Here is an 18,586-nt window from a genome sequence, read left to right as displayed (position 1 = left end):
GGCAAATTGAAAATCTTAATAGTATTATGTAAGGAAAACCTTTTGCTTAAATTAATTTTTTGAAAGAAGTTGACAGTATCCGACTAAAAATGATACTATAGCAAAGGTGCTCCTATGTTACCCTGTAACTTTGGAGGATATGGACCATGTCTTATGAAAAAGTAATACAGGCAAAGTCAGTGATTATAGGGACGAAACAAGCAGTTAGAGCTCTAAAAAACAATTTAATTCAAGAAGTTATCATCGCTGATGATGCAGATATATACTTGACTGGGCGTGTCGTTGAGACCGCTAAAGAATTGGATGTTCCTATCACATATGTTGATTCGATGAGAATGCTAGGCAAAGCATGTGGTATTGATGTCGGAGCAGCAACTGTTGCCATTAAAAAGTAAAAATGTTTTTGCAATACTATTTGCAAAGACTTTGTTTTTACCCATTTATGAACCACCTGGATGTGTGGTACTAGAAATGAAAACGTGAAGGGAGGAAAAATGTAATGCCTACTATTAATCAATTAGTGCGTAAAGGACGCGAGTCTAAAGAGGTTAATTCAAAATCTCCAGCACTTAACAAAGGCTACAACAGCTTTAAAAAAGCACAAACTAACGTATCATCTCCGCAAAAACGTGGTGTTTGCACTCGTGTGGGTACTATGACACCGAAGAAACCAAACTCCGCGTTACGTAAATATGCGCGTGTACGTTTAACAAACGGTATCGAGGTAACAGCTTATATCCCAGGTATTGGTCACAACCTACAAGAACACAGCGTGGTTCTTATCCGTGGCGGTCGTGTAAAAGATTTACCAGGTGTACGTTATCATATCGTACGTGGTGCTCTTGATACTGCAGGAGTAAATAATCGTATGCAAAGCCGTTCTAAATACGGTACTAAGCGTCCGAAAGCAGCAAAAAAATAATTTGAAACAAAAAATTAACTTTCTTGAAAGGAGGAAATATAATGCCTCGTAAAGGACCTGTAACGAAAAGAGACGTATTACCAGATCCAATTTATAATTCAAAACTTGTGACTCGCTTAATCAACAAATTAATGGTTGATGGACAAAGAGGTAAATCACAAAAAATTCTTTACTCTGCATTTGATTTAATCAAAGAACGTACTGGCAATGAACCAATCGAAGTTTTTGATCAAGCACTTAAAAACATCATGCCTGTATTAGAAGTAAAAGCACGCCGTGTGGGTGGAGCTAACTACCAAGTACCAGTTGAGGTGCGTCCAGATCGTAAATCAACTCTAGGACTTCGTTGGTTAGTAAACTACTCTCGCCTTCGTGGAGAAAAAACGATGGAAGAGCGTTTAGCTTATGAAATCATGGATGCTGCTAACAATACTGGAGCAGCTGTTAAGAAACGTGAAGATACACACAAAATGGCTGAAGCTAATAAAGCATTCGCTCATTATCGCTGGTAAGATTAATTACTATAAAATCCTTATAGAAGGAAGGAGAAAGACAAATGGCAAGAGAGTTCTCCTTAGCAAACACTCGTAATATCGGTATCATGGCTCACATCGATGCTGGTAAAACGACAACAACAGAGCGTGTTCTATACTATACTGGTAAAATCCATAAAATTGGTGAAACACACGAAGGTGCTTCACAAATGGACTGGATGGAACAGGAACAAGAACGCGGAATCACGATCACATCCGCTGCAACAACTGCACAGTGGAAAGGTCACCGTGTAAACATCATCGATACACCAGGACACGTAGACTTCACAGTTGAAGTTGAACGTTCATTGCGTGTACTTGATGGAGCTGTAGCTGTACTTGATGCCCAATCAGGTGTTGAGCCTCAAACTGAAACAGTTTGGCGCCAAGCTACAACTTATGGTGTACCGCGTGTCGTATTCGTAAATAAAATGGACAAAATCGGTGCGGATTTCCTATATTCAGTTGGAACAATCCACGATCGTCTACAAGCTAATGCTCATCCAATTCAGTTACCAATCGGTGCTGAAGATCAATTCTCTGCAATCATTGACCTTATAGAAATGAAAGCTCATTTCTATGCCAATGACCTAGGAACTGATATCACTGTTGGTGAAATTCCTGAAGAACATCGGGAATTAGCTGAAGAATACCGTGAAAAGTTAATTGAAGCAGTAGCAGAAGTTAATGAAGACTTAATGGAAAAATACCTTGGCGGCGAAGAAATCAGCATTGCTGAATTAAAAGCAGCTATTCGTACAGCAACTGTTAACGTTGAATTCTTCCCAGTTATCTGTGGATCAGCTTTCAAAAACAAAGGTGTTCAACTAATGCTTGATAACGTTATTGACTTCCTTCCATCTCCGTTAGATGTACCATCAATTAAAGGTACTCTTCCTGATACAGAAGAAGAAGTAGAACGCCACTCAGATGATTCTGAACCGTTCTCAGCATTAGCGTTTAAAGTAATGACAGATCCTTACGTTGGTAAACTTACATTCTTCCGTGTGTACTCAGGTACATTAGAATCAGGTTCTTATGTAATCAACTCAACTAAAGGTAAACGTGAACGTATTGGACGTATCCTTCAAATGCACGCAAACAGCCGTGAAGAAATATCAACTGTATACGCAGGTGATATTGCTGCAGCTGTAGGATTGAAAGATACTACAACTGGTGATACTCTATGTGACGACAAGAACCAAGTTATTCTTGAGTCCATGGTATTCCCAGAACCAGTAATTTCTCTTTCAGTTGAACCAAAATCAAAAGCAGACCAAGACAAAATGTCTCAAGCTTTACAAAAGCTACAAGATGAAGATCCAACATTCCGTGCGCATACTGACCAAGAAACTGGTCAAACGATTATCGCTGGTATGGGCGAACTTCACTTGGACATCCTTGTTGACCGTATGCGCCGTGAATTTAGAGTGGAAGCTAACGTTGGTGCTCCTCAAGTAGCATACCGTGAAACTTTCCGTGGTTCAGCTAAAGTCGAAGGTAAATTCGTTCGCCAATCAGGTGGTCGTGGACAATTCGGACACGTATGGATTGAATTTGGTCCAAACGAAGAAGGTAAAGGATTCGAATTTGAAAATGCTATTGTCGGTGGTGTAGTACCACGTGAATACATCCCTGCTGTACAAGCTGGATTAGTTGATTCACTTGACCGTGGTGTACTTGCTGGTTACCCGCTAGTTGACATCAAAGCAAAATTATTTGACGGTTCTTACCATGACGTTGACTCCAATGAAATGGCATTTAAAATTGCAGCATCTATGGCACTTAAAAATGCTGCTTCTAAATGTAAACCTGTTATCCTTGAACCAATTATGAAAGTAGAAGTTGTAATTCCTGAAGATTACCTAGGCGACATCATGGGAGATATCACATCTCGTCGTGGTCGTGTAGAAGGTATGGAAGCTCGCGGTAACACACAAATGGTTAAAGCGATGGTTCCACTATCTGAAATGTTCGGATATGCTACATCTCTACGTTCTAACACACAAGGACGCGGAACATTCTCTATGCACTTCGATCATTATGAAGAAGTACCTAAGAGCATTTCTGAAGAAATCATCAAAAAAAATAAAGGTGAATAATTGATTTTCATCTCTTATTAAAGTATAACTATCTTATGTAAGTTGTGATGGAAGAATTAGTCTTCCTTCACAACCCTATATACTTAATCTATTATTTATAATTTTAAGGAGGAATTCCTAATGGGAAAAGCTAAATTTGATCGTTCAAAACCGCACGTTAACGTTGGAACAATTGGTCACGTCGACCATGGTAAAACAACTCTAACTGCTGCAATCACAACTGTACTTGCTAAATCAGGTGGAGCAGAAGCTCGCGCTTATGACCAAATTGATGGTGCTCCAGAAGAAAGAGAACGTGGTATCACAATCTCTACTGCACACGTTGAGTACGAAACAGCTACTCGTCACTATGCACACGTTGACTGCCCAGGACATGCTGACTATGTTAAAAACATGATCACAGGTGCTGCACAAATGGACGGCGGGATCCTAGTAGTATCTGCTGCTGATGGCCCAATGCCACAAACTCGTGAGCACATCCTTCTTTCTCGTCAAGTAGGTGTACCATACCTAGTAGTATTCATGAACAAATGCGACATGGTTGATGACGAAGAACTTCTTGAATTAGTAGAAATGGAAATTCGTGACCTTCTTTCTGAATATGAATTCCCTGGCGATGACATTCCAGTTATCAAAGGATCTGCTCTAAAAGCTCTTCAAGGAGACGCTGAATGGGAAGAAAAAATTCATGAATTAATGACAGCTGTTGACGAGTATATCCCAGAACCTACTCGTGACACTGAAAAACCATTCATGATGCCAGTTGAGGATGTATTCTCAATCACTGGTCGTGGAACAGTTGCTACTGGCCGTGTTGAGCGTGGACAAGTTAAAGTCGGTGACGTTGTTGACATCATCGGTTTCAACGAAGAGTCTAAACCAACAACAGTAACTGGTGTTGAAATGTTCCGTAAACTTCTTGACTATGCTGAAGCTGGTGACAACATCGGTGCACTACTTCGTGGTGTATCCCGTGAAGATATCCAACGTGGACAAGTACTTGCTAAACCAGGTACAATTACTCCACACACAAAGTTCAAAGCTGAAGTTTATGTTCTTTCTAAAGAAGAAGGTGGACGTCATACTCCATTCTTTACAAACTACCGTCCTCAGTTCTACTTCCGTACAACTGACGTAACTGGTATTTGTAACCTTCCTGAAGGCGTAGAAATGGTTATGCCTGGAGACAACATCGAAATGACTGTAGAACTTATCGCTCCAATCGCTATCGAAGAAGGTACTAAATTCTCTATCCGTGAGGGTGGACGTACTGTAGGCGCTGGCGTAGTTGCTACAATCCAAGAATAATTGATTCATAAAACAATATTGGAAGGGACGCCTTCCGGGAGAAGCAGATGGGACGCCATCTGCTTTTTTTTATTTAGTATAGAATTTTTATATGTTTTCTTCTATAGATTGGTTAAAAGGTAGTTGAATTTTAATAAGAATTATAATGATTTCTCAAAAGAAGAAAATGGATATGAAAGACGATGTAGAATGTACTTGTAAATACTTGTGATAGTATGTATAATAATAAAAGTGTGTTGCACAAGAAAAGTCTAAGTTTAACTTGCATTCTACTTGTGCTTTATGTATAATAGACAATGTTGGTCTTTGACTGCGATGATATGGAAGGTTGCTGACACACCCGGCCGCTTTGCCATGGCGAGTGTGTGGGAAATTTCCATTGAGAAGGTCTATTTCAAAATAGGCGAAAAGGAGGGAAAATTATGGCAAAACAAAAAATTCGTATCCGTTTAAAAGCATATGATCACAGAATTCTTGATCAATCTGCTGAGAAAATTGTTGAAACTGCAAAACGTTCTGGTGCGGCTGTATCTGGTCCAATTCCATTACCTACTGAAAGATCGGTATACACGATCTTACGTGCGGTTCATAAATACAAAGATTCTCGTGAACAATTCGAAATGCGTACGCATAAACGTCTAATCGACATCGTTAATCCAACTCCACAAACAGTTGATTCATTGATGCGTTTAGATTTACCATCAGGCGTTGACATTGAAATCAAATTATAATTCATATAAATATGAACAATTACTCTAGGAGGTGTGACTTATGACCAAAGGAATCTTAGGAAGAAAAATCGGTATGACTCAAGTTTTTGCTGAAAACGGTGAACTTATCCCGGTAACAGTTATCGAAGCTGCTAATAACGTGGTTCTTCAAAAGAAAACTGTTGAAACTGATGGCTATGAAGCAGTTCAAGTTGGTTTTGAAAACAAACGTGAAAAGCTTTCTAACAAACCTGAAAAGGGACATGTTGAAAAAGCAAATACTACTCCTAAGCGCTTCATTCGCGAATTCCGCGGAACGGATCTTACTGAATATGAGATCGGTCAAGAAGTCAATGTTAGTATTTTCGCTGAAGGCGATTTAGTAGATGTATCAGGAATTTCAAAAGGTAAAGGTTTCCAAGGCTCTATCAAACGTCATGGACAATCTCGCGGACCAATGTCTCACGGTTCTCGTTACCACCGCCGCCCAGGTTCAATGGGTCCTGTAGCTCCAAACCGCGTATTCAAAGGTAAATTATTACCAGGACGTATGGGTGGAGAACAAATTACTGTTCAAAACTTAGCTATCGTTAAAGTTGATGTTGAACGTAACCTACTATTGATCAAGGGTAATGTACCTGGTGCTAGAAAAGCGTTGATCAAAGTTAAATCCGCTGTTAAAGCAAAGTAATTTCTGAGAAAGGAGGAGCAATAGAATGCCAAAAGTTACATTGTTCAACCAAACAGGTTCACAAGTTGGCGACATCGAACTAAATGAATCCATCTTTGGTATCGAACCTAATAATCATGTATTATTTGAAGCAATCATTATGCAACGAGCTTCCTTACGTCAAGGAACTCATAAAGTTAAAAACCGTTCTGAAGTTGCAGGCGGTGGACGTAAACCTTGGAAACAAAAAGGAACTGGACGTGCGCGTCAAGGTTCTATCCGTTCTCCACAATGGCGTGGCGGTGGCGTTGTTTTTGGACCAACTCCAAGATCTTACGCTTACAAGCTACCTAAAAAGGTACGTCGTTTAGCTATTAAATCTGCATTGTCTGCAAAGGCATTGGAAGAGAACATTTTGGTACTTGAAAGCTTGTCTTTCGAAGCTCCAAAAACAAAAGAATTTGTAGCAGTACTTAAAAACCTTTCTGTTGATACTAAAACGTTAGTCGTTACTGACGGTTTAGATGAGAAAGTTGCTCTTTCTGCACGTAACATCCCTGGTGTTACTGTAGTGGAAGCTGTTGGTCTTAATGTTCTTGATGTTGTTTCACACAACAAATTGATCTTGACTAAATCAGCTGTCGAAAAAGTAGAGGAGGTGCTTGCATAATGGATGCACGCGATATCATTAAGCGCCCCGTAATCACTGAACGCTCTTCAGACATAATGGCTGAGAAAAAATATACTTTTGAAGTTGATGTTAGAGCTAACAAAACTCAAGTTAAAGATGCTGTTCAAGAAATTTTCGGCGTTAAAGTTGAGAAAGTAAACATCATGAACTACAAAGGTAAATTTAAACGTATGGGCAAACATGCAGGCTATACTAACAAGCGCCGTAAAGCTATTGTTAAATTAACTGCTGACAGCAAAGAAATCGAGCTATTCGAGGCTTAATTCATTAGAGAAGGAGGGAAATACAAATGGCGATTAAGAAGTATAAACCTACCTCTAACGGTCGACGTAATATGACAACTTCCGATTTTGCTGAGATTACTACAGACAAACCGGAAAAATCATTACTTGCTCCTTTACACAGCAAAGGCGGCCGTAATAACCAAGGTAAGTTAACAGTTCGTCATCAAGGTGGCGGCCACAAGCGTCAATACCGTATCATCGATTTCAAACGGAATAAAGATGGTATACCTGGACGCGTTGCTACTATTGAGTACGATCCAAATCGTTCTGCAAACATTGCATTAATTAATTACGTTGATGGAGAAAAACGTTATATCCTAGCTCCGAAAAACCTAGAAGTAGGTTTGGAAATCATGTCAGGTCCAGAAGCTGACATTAAAGTGGGTAACGCTCTTCCTCTTATTAACATCCCAGTTGGTACAGTAATTCATAACATCGAACTTAAACCAGGAAAAGGTGGACAATTAGTCCGTTCAGCAGGAACATCTGCTCAAGTACTTGGTAAAGAAGGTCGTTATGTACTTGTACGTTTAAACTCAGGTGAGGTTCGTATGATTCTTGCTACTTGCCGTGCTACAATCGGTCAAGTTGGTAACGAACAACATGAACTTATCAACATTGGTAAAGCTGGTCGTAATCGTTGGTTAGGTAAACGCCCAACTGTTCGTGGATCAGTAATGAACCCGAATGATCACCCACACGGTGGTGGTGAAGGTAAATCTCCAATCGGACGTAAATCACCAATGTCTCCATGGGGTAAACCAACTCTTGGATTCAAAACTCGTAAGAAGAAAAATAAATCCGATAAATTTATCGTACGTCGTCGTAAAAAATAACGGGATTGACCTACGGTTCATATATAGAACCGTAGAACAGTCACGAAGGGAGGTACTCGCATGGGTCGTAGCTTAAAAAAAGGGCCTTTTGTTGATGATCATTTATTGGTAAAAGTTGAAAAATTAAATGAAGCTGACAAGAAACAGGTAGTAAAAACTTGGTCTCGTCGCTCAACAATCTTCCCGCAATTCATCGGACATACAATCGCTGTTTATGATGGTCGTAAACATGTGCCGGTTTATGTAACAGAAGATATGGTAGGTCACAAACTAGGCGAATTCGCGCCTACACGCACTTATAAAGGTCACGCAAGTGATGACAAGAAAACAAGACGTTAATGAGAGGAGGGCATCTCATGCAAGCAAAAGCTGTCGCTAGAACAGTTCGTATTGCTCCTCGTAAAGTGCGTTTAGTCGCAGATTTAATTCGAGGAAAACAAGTAGGTGAAGCAGTAGCGATTCTTCGCTTAACACCAAAATCTGCTTCTCCAGTCGTAGAAAAAATTCTGAAATCTGCTATCGCAAATGCAGAACATAACTACGAAATGGATATTAATAACCTAGTCGTTTCAGAGGCATACGTTAACGAAGGACCAACATTAAAACGTTTCCGTCCTCGCGCTCAAGGTCGTGCGAGTGCAATAAACAAACGTACTAGTCATATTACAATCGTTGTATCAGAAAAGAAGGAGGGGTAATCTGTGGGTCAAAAGGTAAATCCTATCGGTATGCGTATCGGGATCATCCGTGATTGGGAATCCAAATGGTACGCTGATAAAGACTACGCTACTCTTTTGCATGAAGACATTAAAGTTCGTGAATATATTGCGAAACGCTTAAATGATGCTTCTGTATCCAAGGTTGAAATCGAACGTGCTGCTAACCGCATCAATGTATCAGTTCACACTGCTAAACCAGGAATGGTTATCGGTAAGGGCGGTACTGAAGTTGAAGCACTACGTAAAGCTTTGAACCAGCTAACTGGCAAAAGAGTTCATATTAATATCATTGAAATTAAAAGAGCAGATCTTGACGCAAAATTGGTTGCTGAAAACATCGCTCGTCAATTAGAAAACCGTGTTTCATTCCGTCGTGCTCAAAAACAAGCTATTCAACGCACTATGCGTTCTGGCGCAAAAGGAATCAAAACACAAGTTTCTGGTCGTCTTGGCGGTGCTGATATTGCTCGTGCTGAACATTACAGCGAAGGAACAGTTCCACTTCACACACTTCGTGCTGACATAGACTATGCTCATGCTGAAGCAGATACTACTTACGGTAAGCTAGGCGTGAAAGTTTGGATCTACCGTGGAGAAGTTCTTCCTACTAAGAAGAAATCTGAGGAAGGAGGAAAATAATATGTTATTGCCAAAACGCGTAAAATACCGTCGTGAACATCGCGGTAAGATGAGAGGGATGGCTAAGGGCGGCACTGAAGTTCATTTTGGAGAATTTGGACTTCAAGCTCAAGAAGCTTCTTGGATCACTAACCGTCAAATCGAGGCAGCTCGTATTGCGATGACTCGTTACATGAAACGTGGAGGAAAAGTTTGGATCAAAATTTTCCCAAGCAAACCTTACACTGCAAAACCGCTTGAAGTACGGATGGGTTCCGGTAAAGGTGCTCCTGAAGGTTGGGTAGCAGTAGTTAAACCGGGCAAAGTATTGTTTGAAATCTCTGGTGTATCTGAAGAGGTGGCAAGAGAAGCATTGCGCCTTGCAGCACACAAACTTCCAATCAAATGTAAGTTTGTAAAAAGAGAGGAAATTGGTGGTGAAACAAATGAAAGCTAATGAAATCAAAGATCTAACCACTGCTGAAATTGAACAAAAACTAAAATCTCTTAAAGAAGAACTATTTAATCTTCGTTTCCAGTTAGCTACTGGACAACTTGAAAATACAGCTCGCATCCGTGAAGTTCGCAAATCGATTGCTCGTATGAAAACAGTTGTTCGTCAAAGAGAAATCGGTGTCACTAATCGATAATGAATGGAGGTTTGCAGAATGAGCGAACGCAACCAACGCAAAGTCTACACTGGCCGCGTAGTATCCGATAAAATGGATAAAACAGTAACAGTTGTTGTAGAAACCTATAAAAAGCATTCTTTATACGGTAAACGCGTGAAATACTCTAAAAAGTTAAAAGCTCATGACGAGCTAAATGAAGCGAAAGCTGGCGACGTAGTACGTATTATGGAAACTCGTCCACTTTCAGCTACAAAACGCTTCCGTCTTGTAGAAGTAGTAGAAAAAGCAGTAATTATTTAATATAGTTCGGATTAAGCTAATTCCGAAGGGAGGTACCGTACATGATTCAACAAGAATCTCGTTTAAAAGTCGCTGACAATTCAGGTGCTCGTGAAGTACTAACAATTAAAGTCCTTGGTGGTTCTGGCCGTAAATATGCTAACATCGGTGATGTTATCGTTTGTACAGTTAAACAGGCAACACCAGGAGGCGTTGTTAAAAAAGGTGAAGTCGTTAAGGCTGTTGTTGTCCGTACAAAACGTGGTATGCGTCGTCCTGACGGTTCTTACATTCGTTTTGATGAAAACGCATGTGTAATTATCCGTGACGATAAGAGCCCACGTGGAACTCGTATTTTTGGACCTGTTGCTCGTGAATTACGTAACAATAGTTTCATGAAGATCGTTTCTCTAGCTCCAGAAGTTCTATAATATGTAAAATTTGTATAAAGCCTTTCAAGGAGGTGCCAAGCTAATGCATGTTAAAAAAGGTGACAAAGTCGTAGTCATCTCTGGTAAGGACAAAGGCAAACAAGGAACAATTCTTGAAGCATATCCGAAACAAAATCGTGTGCTTGTTGAAGGAATTAACATCGTGAAAAAGCATTCCAAGCCATCTCAAATTAATCCACAAGGTGGAATTATTAGCAGAGAAGCTGCTATTCACGTATCCAATGTAATGCCACTTGATCCAAAATCAGGTAAACCGACTCGTGTTGGATATAAGATTGAAAATGGTAAAAAAGTACGCGTAGCTAAAATATCAGGTGAAACTTTAGATAAATAAGTCATAAATGAAGGGAGGTACACTAAGCAATGAGCCGCCTTAAAGAAAAATTCAAAAGTGAAATTACACCATCATTGATGGGTAAATTCAACTATCAATCAGTAATGCAAGTACCAAACATTGAAAAAATCGTTATTAATATGGGTGTTGGTGACGCGGTATCTAACTCAAAAGCTTTAGATACAGCTGTTGAAGAACTTACACTAATCACTGGTCAAAAACCAGTTGTAACAAAAGCTAAAAAATCAATCGCAGGCTTCCGTTTGCGTGAAGGTATGCCTATCGGAGCGAAAGTTACATTACGTGGAGAACGTATGTATCAATTCCTTGATAAGCTAGTATCAGTATCTTTACCACGTGTACGTGATTTCCGCGGCGTTTCAAAGAAATCTTTTGACGGACGTGGGAACTATACATTAGGTGTTAAAGAACAACTTATCTTCCCTGAGATTGATTACGATAAAGTGAGCAAAGTTCGTGGTATGGATATCGTTATCGTAACGACTGCCAACACTGACGAAGAAGCTCGTGAACTACTTACTCAAGTTGGAATGCCGTTCCAAAAGTAATCTCTAAATAAAGGGAGGCGAAATCGTGGCTAAAAAGTCTATGATCGTAAAGCAAAAACGCGAACAAAAGTTTAAAGTACAAGAATATACACGTTGCGAACGTTGCGGACGTCCACATTCTGTATTACGTAAATTTAAACTTTGTCGTATTTGTTTCCGCGAACTTGCATATAAAGGACAAATTCCTGGCGTTAAAAAAGCTAGCTGGTAAAACCCGAGTTTGGGAAGGAGGTAAAATATAATGGTCATGACAGATCCTATTGCAGATATGCTTACTCGCATCCGTAATGCGAATATGGTTCGTCACGAAAAACTAGAAGTTCCTGCTTCAAAGATCAAGAAAGAAATTGCTGAGATCTTAAAGCGTGAAGGCTTCGTACGTGACTTTGAATTAATCGAAGACAACAAACAAGGTATCATCCGTATCTTCTTAAAATACGGTGCAAACAACGAACGTGTTATCACTGGTCTAAAACGTATCAGCAAACCTGGTTTGCGTGTATATGCAAAAACTGGAGAAGTACCACGCGTTTTAAACGGTTTAGGTATCGCAGTTGTTTCTACTTCTCACGGAGTTTTAACTGACAAGGAAGCTCGCTCTAAACAAGTTGGCGGAGAAGTTTTAGCATACGTTTGGTAATACATTTTCACAAGAATGGAGGTGCACAATATGTCTCGTATAGGTAAAAAACCTATTGAAATCCCTGCAGGTGTAACAGTTACTGTTAACGGAAGTGAAGTAACTGTTAAAGGACCTAAAGGTGAATTATCTAGATCATTTAGTCCTGATCTTACAATCGTTGTTGAAGAGAGCGTGGTAACTGTTACACGCCCGTCTGACGAGAAGACTCACCGTTCTTTACACGGTACTACTCGCGCACTTATCTCTAACATGGTTGAAGGTGTATCAAAAGGATTTGTAAAATCACTTGAACTTATTGGGGTTGGGTACCGTGCGCAAAAGCAAGGTACTAAGCTTATCCTTAACGTAGGATATTCTCACCCTGTAGAAATAGAACCAGAAGCTGGTGTTGAAGTCGAAGTTCCTTCTAATACAAAAGTAATTATTAAAGGTGCTAGCAAAGAACGTGTAGGAGCTCTTGCAGCTAATATCCGTGATGTTCGCCCACCTGAACCGTATAAAGGTAAAGGTATTCGTTACGAAGGCGAATTCGTTCGTCGTAAAGAAGGTAAAACTGGTAAGTAATGCCGCATAAGTAAACGAAAGGAGTGACGTAAATGATTACGAAGCTTGATAAAAATGCTACTCGTCAGAAAAGACATGCACGTGTTCGTGCAAAACTTTCTGGAACAGAAGCTCGTCCTCGTTTAAATGTGTTTCGTTCAAACAAACACATTTACGCACAATTAATTGACGATGCAAAAGGCGTAACATTAGCAAGTGCTTCAACTCTTGATAAAGAGATCGGTATCGAAGCTAGTAGCAATGCTGAAGCAGCTCAAAAAGTTGGCGAACTTATTGCGAAACGTGCTGTTGAAAAAGGTTTCAAAGCTGTGGTGTTTGACCGCGGTGGTTACCTCTTCCATGGTCGTGTTAAAGCATTAGCTGACGCTGCTCGTGAAAACGGCTTAGAATTTTAATGGATAAGGAGGGACATATACAGATGCGTAGCATTGATCCTAATAAATTAGAACTTGAAGAACGCGTAGTTACAGTAAATCGTGTAGCTAAAGTTGTTAAAGGCGGACGTCGTTTCCGTTTCACTGCACTAGTAGTTGTAGGTGATAAAAACGGTCATGTTGGATTTGGTACTGGTAAAGCTCAAGAAGTTCCGGATGCAATCCGTAAAGCTATTGAGGACGCTAAGAAAAATCTAATTACTGTACCAATGGTTGGAACTACAATTCCTCACCTTGTGAACGGACGCTATGGCGCAGGTCACATTCTATTGAAACCAGCTTCTGAAGGTACAGGAGTAATTGCTGGTGGTCCTGTTCGTGCGGTACTTGAATTAGGCGGAGTTAGTGATATCTTGTCTAAATCATTAGGTACTAACACACCTATTAATATGGTTCGCGCAACAATCGAAGGATTGAAGCAATTGAAACGTGCTGAAGACGTAGCTAAGTTACGTGGAAAATCAGTACAAGAACTGTTAGGATAAGGAGGGAAATCAAATTATGGCTAATAAATTAGAAATTACCCTCACTCGCAGCTTGATTGGTCGTCCTGAAGATCAACGTGTTACAGTTAACACTTTGGGTTTACGTAAAATGCATCAAACGGTTGTTCATGATGATAACCCTGCGATTCGCGGTATGATTACCAAAGTTGCTCATCTTGTTACTGTAAAAGAACAATAAAATAATTTTTAACTTAACAAGGAGGTGCCAACATGAAACTTCATGAGTTAAAAGCTGCAGAAGGTTCTCGTAAAGAACGTAAACGTAAAGGTCGCGGTATTGGATCTGGTAACGGTAAAACAGCAGGTAAAGGACACAAAGGACAAAACGCTCGTTCCGGCGGCGGTGTACGCCTTGGATTTGAAGGGGGACAAACTCCTCTATTCAGACGTTTACCTAAACGTGGATTTACCAACATTAACCGTAAAGACTATGCTATCGTGAATCTTGATACGTTAAATCTTTTCGAAGACGGTACTGAAGTAACACCAGCTCTATTACTTGAGACTGGTATTGTAAGTAAAGAAAAAGCAGGAATTAAAATTCTTGCAAAAGGAAGCATTGAGAAAAAGCTTACTGTTAAAGCTCACAAATTCTCTTCTACTGCTAAAGAAGCTATCGAAGCTGCTGGCGGTAATACAGAGGTGATCTAATGTTTCGCACGATCTCCAATTTTATGCGCGTGGGTGAAATAAGGAATAAGATTATTTTTACCCTTCTAATGTTAATCGTCTATCGCATCGGTACATTTATTCCTGTGCCGAATGTGAATGCCGATTTTCTCGCTGCACAGGACCAGCTAAGCGTCATAGGTCTTTTAAATACCTTTGGCGGCGGAGCACTTAAAAACTTCTCTATTCTAGCGATGGGTATTATGCCGTATATCACGGCATCTATCATCGTTCAACTATTACAGATGGATGTTGTACCAAAGTTCACTGAATGGTCTAAACAAGGAGAAGCAGGGCGCCGTAAATTAGCTCAATTCACGCGTTACTTCACTATTATACTCGGGTTTATCCAAGCTTTGGGTATGTCTTATGGGTTCAATAATATGTCAGGTGGCCAGTTGATTGAAAATCCTGGAATTACAACATACTTGCTTATTGCGACTGTCTTAACGGCAGGAACAGCTTTTCTTTTGTGGTTAGGAGAGCTGATCACTGCTAAAGGTGTGGGTAATGGAATTTCTATCATAATCTTTGCTGGTATCGTGTCTAGTTTGCCAACTACGGCAAACCAGATCTACGCACAACAGTTTGAAAATGCTGGAGATCAGTTATTTTTACGAATTATAACTATTATCCTTATTGTTTTAGCAGTATTAGCAATCGTGGTTGCTGTAATTTTTATTCAGCAGGCATTACGTAAAATTCCTATTCAGTATGCCAAACGTGCTGCGGTAGGTCGTACACAAATGGGTGGCGAGTCCACACATTTACCATTGAAAGTAAATGCTGCAGGGGTTATTCCGGTAATCTTTGCAATGGCATTTCTGATCACTCCAACTACAATCGCTTCTTTCTTTGGAAAGAACAGCGTGACTAGCTGGATTACAGAAAACCTAACATATACCCATCCTATTGGAATGGTTATATATGTCGCTCTTATCATTGCTTTTGCGTATTTTTATGCATTCATTCAGGTTAATCCTGAACAAATGGCTGAGAATTTGAAAAAGCAAGGTGGCTATGTGCCGGGGATTCGTCCAGGTAAGAGTACACAAGAATATTTAACACGTGTTTTATACCGTTTGACGTTTGTAGGCTCTATATTCTTAGCCATCATCGCCGTTTTACCGGTATTTTTCATTAAGATTGCTGAATTACCTCAATCTGCACAGATTGGTGGTACTAGTTTGCTAATCGTTGTAGGGGTTGCCCTTGATACGATGAAGCAGCTAGAGTCACAACTTGTGAAGAGACACTATAAAGGTTTTATAAAGTAATGAGTTTTGGGAACAACATGTTCCCTTTACCCATTATAGAGTTTGAGGGGGAAGAAAATTGAATCTAGTGTTAATGGGTCTGCCTGGTGCTGGTAAGGGCACTCAAGCTGAACAAATCGTAGAAAAATATAATATCCCTCATATTTCTACTGGAGATATGTTCCGAACAGCTATCAAAGATGGAACAGAATTAGGTCTAAAGGCAAAATCATTCATGGATAAAGGCGAATTGGTACCTGATGAAGTTACCATTGGCATTGTACGTGAACGTTTAAGCAAGGAAGACTGCCTTAAAGGATTTTTGCTTGATGGATTTCCACGTACTGTGGCACAAGCAGAGGCACTTGAAAGCATTCTTACTGATTTAGATCGAAAAATGAATTTTGTCATTAATATCGATGTTGATAAAAGCATCTTAATGGAAAGATTGACAGGACGTCGTATTTGCAAATCATGTGGTGCGACATATCATCTTGTTTTCAATCCTCCTGCTAAAGATGATGTATGCGACCGCTGTGGCGGAGAATTATATCAACGTGCTGATGATAATGAAGAAACGGTTCAAAATCGCTTAGATGTGAATTTGAAACAAACCAAACCACTTCTTGATTTCTACGGAGAAAAAGGATACTTGGTCAACATTAACGGACAGCAAGATATTAATAAGGTATTTGAAGATATTGATGTGTTACTTGGTGCTTTGCAAAATTAATCATTCGTATTGATTTATGAAATTCAAACCATTTTTACAACTTACTAGTTAAACTTGGTGCATTCCTTTAATACAAAGGGTATAATGGATTTCGCGAGAGCATTCGCACATTTATTAATCAGGTTCTTGTACTTGGTATTCCCTGAATTGGGCGATTACTTTCTAAGTGATCTTCATGGACATATCCGGTCGGCAAAATTGATGAAGAAATGCAGTGACTCTATTGGGATTCCTAAAGAGTCGTGATATAGAGGGTTGAAAGAAGCTATGTCAGGCGTGCGCCTTTCAAACATCTCCCATGCTATTCAAACCTATGTCGAGACTAATTGCTTCTCTATTTCGAGAGTATGTCGGTCACGGAATCGGTCAAGACTTACATGAGGACCCATAAAATCCTCATTTCGGTCCAACTGATAAAGGTCCTCAGTTAAAGCCTGGTTCTACAAAATGGTGAATACTTGATGCAGAATTGTAAGACTTATGAGGATAATTGGACTGTAGTAATGTTGACGGAAAGATGTGTACCTTTAATAGGTTCACGCATAGAGAAGGGAGAATCACTTTAATGGCGAAAGATGATGTAATTGAAGTAGAAGGCACAGTACAAGAGACTTTGCCAAATGCAATGTTTAAGGTAGAATTAGAAAATGGTCATACTGTTTTAGCTCATGTATCCGGTAAAATTCGTATGCACTTTATTCGCATTTTGCCTGGAGATAAAGTTACGGTTGAGCTTTCCCCGTATGATCTAACTCGCGGCAGAATCACATACCGGTTTAAATAATCCGGTTACGCTCCGATCTGTATAAGGAGGTTAGATAGCAATGAAAGTCAGACCATCAGTCAAACCAATCTGCGAAAAGTGTAAAGTTATCCGCAGAAAAGGTAAAGTTATGGTTATTTGCGAAAACCCTAAACATAAACAAAAACAAGGCTAAATAGAAGGAGGTGCACTCAAGCATGGCACGTATTGCTGGAGTAGATATTCCCCGTGACAAACGTATTGTTATCTCATTAACATATATATATGGTATTGGAAAACAAACAGCGATTAAAGTTCTTGCAGAAGCAGGTGTTTCTGAAGAAACTCGCGTTCGTGACTTAACGGAAGACGAATTGAATAAAATTCGTGATATCATTGACAAGTTAAAAGTAGAAGGCGACCTTCGTCGTGAAATTTCCCTTAACATTAAACGTCTAATGGAAATCGGTTCTTACCGTGGTTTACGTCACCGTCGTGGACTTCCTGTTCGTGGACAAAATACAAAAAATAATGCTCGTACGCGTAAAGGACCTCGTCGTACTGTAGCTAACAAGAAAAAATAATTAGTAAAGGAGGTTACTTTTCATGGCACGTAAAACTAATACACGTAAACGTCGTGTGAAAAAGAATATAGAAACTGGTATTGCACATATTCGTTCAACATTCAATAACACAATCGTTACGATCACTGACTCTCATGGTAATGCTATTTCATGGTCAAGTGCTGGAGCTTTAGGATTCCGTGGATCTCGTAAATCTACGCCATTCGCTGCACAAATGGCTGCTGAAACAGCTGCTAAAACATCAATTGAACATGGTATGAAAACTCTTGAAGTTACAGTTAAAGGACCAGGTGCTGGACGTGAAGCTGCTATTCGTGCACTTCAAGCTGCTGGCCTAGAAGTAACTGCAATTAAAGATGTAACTCCAGTTCCACATAACGGATGCCGTCCACCAAAACGTCGCCGTGTTTAATTTTTCTGTATAGATTTTGTATTCCTGTCAATAATGGGATATAATACTGAGTTTGCGTTCTTACAGAGGATTAATTTTCAGTTGTTGCGCACAGCGGGAACGTATACATGGGGAATTTCGGTTTAAGTGACATGTTTACTTACCGGGGTTTTGACGTTTTGAAGGAGGGTTTATTGATGATCGAAATAGAAAAACCAAAAATCGAAACGGTTGAAATCAACGACGATGCCAAATTCGGTAAATTCGTCGTAGAGCCACTAGAGCGTGGGTATGGTACTACATTGGGTATCGTATGTGGGTTTCTTGTGTTCGCAAACAGCTCAGAAACTAAATGGACACATTGAAATTCACCCGTCGATAAGGTTTGTGTTTTTCTTTCTAGCG

At 39.8% G+C, this 18,586-nt stretch carries 32 protein-coding genes and 2 pseudogenes; all 34 read left to right on the top strand.

Annotated elements, in window-relative coordinates:
• Nucleotides 1–146 precede the first annotated feature (146 nt).
• Nucleotides 147–395, top strand: coding sequence for a 50S ribosomal protein L7ae-like protein (locus ACQKMR_RS22895; protein WP_034305040.1), 249 nt, complete (start codon nt 147–149; stop codon nt 393–395).
• 104 nt (nt 396–499) lie between these two features.
• Complete coding sequence (gene rpsL / locus ACQKMR_RS22890; RefSeq protein ID WP_053349068.1) at nt 500–922, top strand: 30S ribosomal protein S12; 423 nt, start codon at nt 500–502, stop codon at nt 920–922.
• 41 nt (nt 923–963) lie between these two features.
• Complete coding sequence (gene rpsG / locus ACQKMR_RS22885) at nt 964–1,434, top strand: 30S ribosomal protein S7 (RefSeq protein WP_048677878.1); 471 nt, start codon at nt 964–966, stop codon at nt 1,432–1,434.
• 44 nt (nt 1,435–1,478) lie between these two features.
• On the top strand, nt 1,479–3,557 hold the full coding sequence (gene fusA, locus ACQKMR_RS22880; RefSeq protein ID WP_427699348.1) for an elongation factor G: 2,079 nt from the start codon (nt 1,479–1,481) through the stop codon (nt 3,555–3,557).
• Between the two features lie 120 nt (nt 3,558–3,677).
• A complete protein-coding gene (gene tuf, locus ACQKMR_RS22875; protein ID WP_144529705.1) occupies nt 3,678–4,865 on the top strand; it encodes an elongation factor Tu in 1,188 nt (395 codons plus the stop codon).
• Between the two features lie 422 nt (nt 4,866–5,287).
• Nucleotides 5,288–5,596: a 30S ribosomal protein S10 gene (gene rpsJ / locus ACQKMR_RS22870; protein WP_019244375.1), complete on the top strand. Its 309-nt coding sequence runs from the start codon at nt 5,288–5,290 to the stop codon at nt 5,594–5,596.
• 40 nt (nt 5,597–5,636) lie between these two features.
• Nucleotides 5,637–6,266: a 50S ribosomal protein L3 gene (rplC, locus tag ACQKMR_RS22865; protein WP_076372869.1), complete on the top strand. Its 630-nt coding sequence runs from the start codon at nt 5,637–5,639 to the stop codon at nt 6,264–6,266.
• Between the two features lie 25 nt (nt 6,267–6,291).
• Nucleotides 6,292–6,915, top strand: coding sequence for a 50S ribosomal protein L4 (rplD, locus tag ACQKMR_RS22860; protein WP_053349064.1), 624 nt, complete (start codon nt 6,292–6,294; stop codon nt 6,913–6,915).
• Nucleotides 6,915–7,199 (top strand): 50S ribosomal protein L23, encoded by a 285-nt coding sequence (rplW, locus tag ACQKMR_RS22855; RefSeq protein ID WP_034305023.1) that lies wholly within the window; start codon nt 6,915–6,917, stop codon nt 7,197–7,199. Before rplD ends, rplW begins: the two co-directional genes overlap by 1 nt.
• 26 nt (nt 7,200–7,225) lie before the next feature.
• Nucleotides 7,226–8,056 (top strand): 50S ribosomal protein L2, encoded by an 831-nt coding sequence (gene rplB, locus ACQKMR_RS22850; protein ID WP_053349063.1) that lies wholly within the window; start codon nt 7,226–7,228, stop codon nt 8,054–8,056.
• A 60-nt stretch (nt 8,057–8,116) separates the two neighbouring features.
• Complete coding sequence (rpsS, locus tag ACQKMR_RS22845; RefSeq protein WP_034305018.1) at nt 8,117–8,395, top strand: 30S ribosomal protein S19; 279 nt, start codon at nt 8,117–8,119, stop codon at nt 8,393–8,395.
• 17 nt (nt 8,396–8,412) lie between these two features.
• Nucleotides 8,413–8,754, top strand: coding sequence for a 50S ribosomal protein L22 (rplV, locus tag ACQKMR_RS22840; protein WP_061440384.1), 342 nt, complete (start codon nt 8,413–8,415; stop codon nt 8,752–8,754).
• Nucleotides 8,755–8,757: 3 nt separating this feature from the next.
• Entirely contained in the window at nt 8,758–9,414 is a 657-nt protein-coding gene (rpsC, locus tag ACQKMR_RS22835; protein ID WP_063235795.1) for a 30S ribosomal protein S3, read from the top strand.
• A 1-nt stretch (nt 9,415) separates the two neighbouring features.
• On the top strand, nt 9,416–9,850 hold the full coding sequence (gene rplP, locus ACQKMR_RS22830) for a 50S ribosomal protein L16 (protein WP_053349061.1): 435 nt from the start codon (nt 9,416–9,418) through the stop codon (nt 9,848–9,850).
• Nucleotides 9,840–10,043: a 50S ribosomal protein L29 gene (gene rpmC, locus ACQKMR_RS22825; protein ID WP_034305010.1), complete on the top strand. Its 204-nt coding sequence runs from the start codon at nt 9,840–9,842 to the stop codon at nt 10,041–10,043. Before rplP ends, rpmC begins: the two co-directional genes overlap by 11 nt.
• Before the next feature lie 18 nt (nt 10,044–10,061).
• Nucleotides 10,062–10,325 (top strand): 30S ribosomal protein S17, encoded by a 264-nt coding sequence (gene rpsQ / locus ACQKMR_RS22820; RefSeq protein ID WP_427699347.1) that lies wholly within the window; start codon nt 10,062–10,064, stop codon nt 10,323–10,325.
• Nucleotides 10,326–10,366: 41 nt separating this feature from the next.
• Complete coding sequence (gene rplN, locus ACQKMR_RS22815; protein ID WP_053349060.1) at nt 10,367–10,735, top strand: 50S ribosomal protein L14; 369 nt, start codon at nt 10,367–10,369, stop codon at nt 10,733–10,735.
• Nucleotides 10,736–10,778: 43 nt separating this feature from the next.
• Complete coding sequence (gene rplX, locus ACQKMR_RS22810) at nt 10,779–11,090, top strand: 50S ribosomal protein L24 (RefSeq protein ID WP_053349059.1); 312 nt, start codon at nt 10,779–10,781, stop codon at nt 11,088–11,090.
• A gap of 29 nt (nt 11,091–11,119) precedes the next feature.
• Entirely contained in the window at nt 11,120–11,659 is a 540-nt protein-coding gene (gene rplE / locus ACQKMR_RS22805; RefSeq protein WP_053349058.1) for a 50S ribosomal protein L5, read from the top strand.
• Nucleotides 11,660–11,684: 25 nt separating this feature from the next.
• Nucleotides 11,685–11,870 (top strand): type Z 30S ribosomal protein S14, encoded by a 186-nt coding sequence (locus ACQKMR_RS22800; RefSeq protein WP_034304998.1) that lies wholly within the window; start codon nt 11,685–11,687, stop codon nt 11,868–11,870.
• Between the two features lie 30 nt (nt 11,871–11,900).
• Nucleotides 11,901–12,299, top strand: coding sequence for a 30S ribosomal protein S8 (gene rpsH, locus ACQKMR_RS22795; protein ID WP_053349057.1), 399 nt, complete (start codon nt 11,901–11,903; stop codon nt 12,297–12,299).
• A 30-nt stretch (nt 12,300–12,329) separates the two neighbouring features.
• A complete protein-coding gene (gene rplF / locus ACQKMR_RS22790; RefSeq protein ID WP_427699346.1) occupies nt 12,330–12,866 on the top strand; it encodes a 50S ribosomal protein L6 in 537 nt (178 codons plus the stop codon).
• 32 nt (nt 12,867–12,898) lie between these two features.
• Nucleotides 12,899–13,261, top strand: coding sequence for a 50S ribosomal protein L18 (gene rplR / locus ACQKMR_RS22785; RefSeq protein WP_053349055.1), 363 nt, complete (start codon nt 12,899–12,901; stop codon nt 13,259–13,261).
• Between the two features lie 23 nt (nt 13,262–13,284).
• Nucleotides 13,285–13,785, top strand: coding sequence for a 30S ribosomal protein S5 (rpsE, locus tag ACQKMR_RS22780; protein WP_034304987.1), 501 nt, complete (start codon nt 13,285–13,287; stop codon nt 13,783–13,785).
• A 16-nt stretch (nt 13,786–13,801) separates the two neighbouring features.
• Nucleotides 13,802–13,984 carry a 50S ribosomal protein L30 gene (gene rpmD, locus ACQKMR_RS22775; protein WP_053349054.1) on the top strand — a complete coding sequence of 61 codons (183 nt, stop codon included), beginning with the start codon at nt 13,802–13,804 and terminating at the stop codon, nt 13,982–13,984.
• A gap of 32 nt (nt 13,985–14,016) precedes the next feature.
• The gene (rplO, locus tag ACQKMR_RS22770) at nt 14,017–14,457 is read left to right on the top strand and encodes a 50S ribosomal protein L15 (RefSeq protein ID WP_053349053.1); all 441 of its coding nucleotides are present in this window, start codon (nt 14,017–14,019) and stop codon (nt 14,455–14,457) included.
• Nucleotides 14,457–15,752 (top strand): preprotein translocase subunit SecY, encoded by a 1,296-nt coding sequence (gene secY, locus ACQKMR_RS22765; RefSeq protein WP_427699345.1) that lies wholly within the window; start codon nt 14,457–14,459, stop codon nt 15,750–15,752. Before rplO ends, secY begins: the two co-directional genes overlap by 1 nt.
• 58 nt (nt 15,753–15,810) lie before the next feature.
• The gene (locus ACQKMR_RS22760) at nt 15,811–16,464 is read left to right on the top strand and encodes an adenylate kinase (RefSeq protein ID WP_061440392.1); all 654 of its coding nucleotides are present in this window, start codon (nt 15,811–15,813) and stop codon (nt 16,462–16,464) included.
• Nucleotides 16,465–16,535: 71 nt separating this feature from the next.
• Nucleotides 16,536–16,987 (top strand): annotated as a pseudogene (locus ACQKMR_RS22755) (M24 family metallopeptidase); the annotation flags it as partial.
• Nucleotides 16,988–17,029: 42 nt separating this feature from the next.
• Nucleotides 17,030–17,248: a translation initiation factor IF-1 gene (gene infA, locus ACQKMR_RS22750; protein ID WP_028390440.1), complete on the top strand. Its 219-nt coding sequence runs from the start codon at nt 17,030–17,032 to the stop codon at nt 17,246–17,248.
• A 40-nt stretch (nt 17,249–17,288) separates the two neighbouring features.
• Nucleotides 17,289–17,402, top strand: coding sequence for a 50S ribosomal protein L36 (gene rpmJ, locus ACQKMR_RS22745; protein ID WP_003156543.1), 114 nt, complete (start codon nt 17,289–17,291; stop codon nt 17,400–17,402).
• 22 nt (nt 17,403–17,424) lie between these two features.
• Nucleotides 17,425–17,790 carry a 30S ribosomal protein S13 gene (rpsM, locus tag ACQKMR_RS22740; protein ID WP_053349050.1) on the top strand — a complete coding sequence of 122 codons (366 nt, stop codon included), beginning with the start codon at nt 17,425–17,427 and terminating at the stop codon, nt 17,788–17,790.
• A gap of 22 nt (nt 17,791–17,812) precedes the next feature.
• Nucleotides 17,813–18,202, top strand: a complete 390-nt coding sequence (rpsK, locus tag ACQKMR_RS22735; RefSeq protein ID WP_028390438.1) for a 30S ribosomal protein S11 — start codon at nt 17,813–17,815, stop codon at nt 18,200–18,202.
• Nucleotides 18,203–18,378: 176 nt separating this feature from the next.
• Nucleotides 18,379–18,489: pseudogene (locus ACQKMR_RS22730) on the top strand (DNA-directed RNA polymerase subunit alpha); the annotation flags it as partial.
• Nucleotides 18,490–18,586: the final 97 nt, after the last annotated feature.

The organism is Peribacillus sp. NPDC096540 (genome assembly GCF_050278525.1).
In the GTDB taxonomy this organism is placed as follows: domain Bacteria; phylum Bacillota; class Bacilli; order Bacillales; family DSM-1321; genus Peribacillus.
This window is presented reverse-complemented; position numbering and strand designations above follow the sequence as displayed.

Coding starts and splice junctions, on each gene's coding strand:
- ACQKMR_RS22895 (WP_034305040.1), top strand. CDS start 147: ATGTCTTATGAAAAAGTAATACAGGCAAAGTCAGTGATTATAGGGACG.
- rpsL (WP_053349068.1), top strand. CDS start 500: ATGCCTACTATTAATCAATTAGTGCGTAAAGGACGCGAGTCTAAAGAG.
- rpsG (WP_048677878.1), top strand. CDS start 964: ATGCCTCGTAAAGGACCTGTAACGAAAAGAGACGTATTACCAGATCCA.
- fusA (WP_427699348.1), top strand. CDS start 1,479: ATGGCAAGAGAGTTCTCCTTAGCAAACACTCGTAATATCGGTATCATG.
- tuf (WP_144529705.1), top strand. CDS start 3,678: ATGGGAAAAGCTAAATTTGATCGTTCAAAACCGCACGTTAACGTTGGA.
- rpsJ (WP_019244375.1), top strand. CDS start 5,288: ATGGCAAAACAAAAAATTCGTATCCGTTTAAAAGCATATGATCACAGA.
- rplC (WP_076372869.1), top strand. CDS start 5,637: ATGACCAAAGGAATCTTAGGAAGAAAAATCGGTATGACTCAAGTTTTT.
- rplD (WP_053349064.1), top strand. CDS start 6,292: ATGCCAAAAGTTACATTGTTCAACCAAACAGGTTCACAAGTTGGCGAC.
- rplW (WP_034305023.1), top strand. CDS start 6,915: ATGGATGCACGCGATATCATTAAGCGCCCCGTAATCACTGAACGCTCT.
- rplB (WP_053349063.1), top strand. CDS start 7,226: ATGGCGATTAAGAAGTATAAACCTACCTCTAACGGTCGACGTAATATG.
- rpsS (WP_034305018.1), top strand. CDS start 8,117: ATGGGTCGTAGCTTAAAAAAAGGGCCTTTTGTTGATGATCATTTATTG.
- rplV (WP_061440384.1), top strand. CDS start 8,413: ATGCAAGCAAAAGCTGTCGCTAGAACAGTTCGTATTGCTCCTCGTAAA.
- rplP (WP_053349061.1), top strand. CDS start 9,416: ATGTTATTGCCAAAACGCGTAAAATACCGTCGTGAACATCGCGGTAAG.
- rpmC (WP_034305010.1), top strand. CDS start 9,840: ATGAAAGCTAATGAAATCAAAGATCTAACCACTGCTGAAATTGAACAA.
- rpsQ (WP_427699347.1), top strand. CDS start 10,062: ATGAGCGAACGCAACCAACGCAAAGTCTACACTGGCCGCGTAGTATCC.
- rplN (WP_053349060.1), top strand. CDS start 10,367: ATGATTCAACAAGAATCTCGTTTAAAAGTCGCTGACAATTCAGGTGCT.
- rplX (WP_053349059.1), top strand. CDS start 10,779: ATGCATGTTAAAAAAGGTGACAAAGTCGTAGTCATCTCTGGTAAGGAC.
- rplE (WP_053349058.1), top strand. CDS start 11,120: ATGAGCCGCCTTAAAGAAAAATTCAAAAGTGAAATTACACCATCATTG.
- rpsH (WP_053349057.1), top strand. CDS start 11,901: ATGGTCATGACAGATCCTATTGCAGATATGCTTACTCGCATCCGTAAT.
- rplF (WP_427699346.1), top strand. CDS start 12,330: ATGTCTCGTATAGGTAAAAAACCTATTGAAATCCCTGCAGGTGTAACA.
- rplR (WP_053349055.1), top strand. CDS start 12,899: ATGATTACGAAGCTTGATAAAAATGCTACTCGTCAGAAAAGACATGCA.
- rpsE (WP_034304987.1), top strand. CDS start 13,285: ATGCGTAGCATTGATCCTAATAAATTAGAACTTGAAGAACGCGTAGTT.
- rpmD (WP_053349054.1), top strand. CDS start 13,802: ATGGCTAATAAATTAGAAATTACCCTCACTCGCAGCTTGATTGGTCGT.
- rplO (WP_053349053.1), top strand. CDS start 14,017: ATGAAACTTCATGAGTTAAAAGCTGCAGAAGGTTCTCGTAAAGAACGT.
- secY (WP_427699345.1), top strand. CDS start 14,457: ATGTTTCGCACGATCTCCAATTTTATGCGCGTGGGTGAAATAAGGAAT.
- infA (WP_028390440.1), top strand. CDS start 17,030: ATGGCGAAAGATGATGTAATTGAAGTAGAAGGCACAGTACAAGAGACT.
- rpmJ (WP_003156543.1), top strand. CDS start 17,289: ATGAAAGTCAGACCATCAGTCAAACCAATCTGCGAAAAGTGTAAAGTT.
- rpsM (WP_053349050.1), top strand. CDS start 17,425: ATGGCACGTATTGCTGGAGTAGATATTCCCCGTGACAAACGTATTGTT.
- rpsK (WP_028390438.1), top strand. CDS start 17,813: ATGGCACGTAAAACTAATACACGTAAACGTCGTGTGAAAAAGAATATA.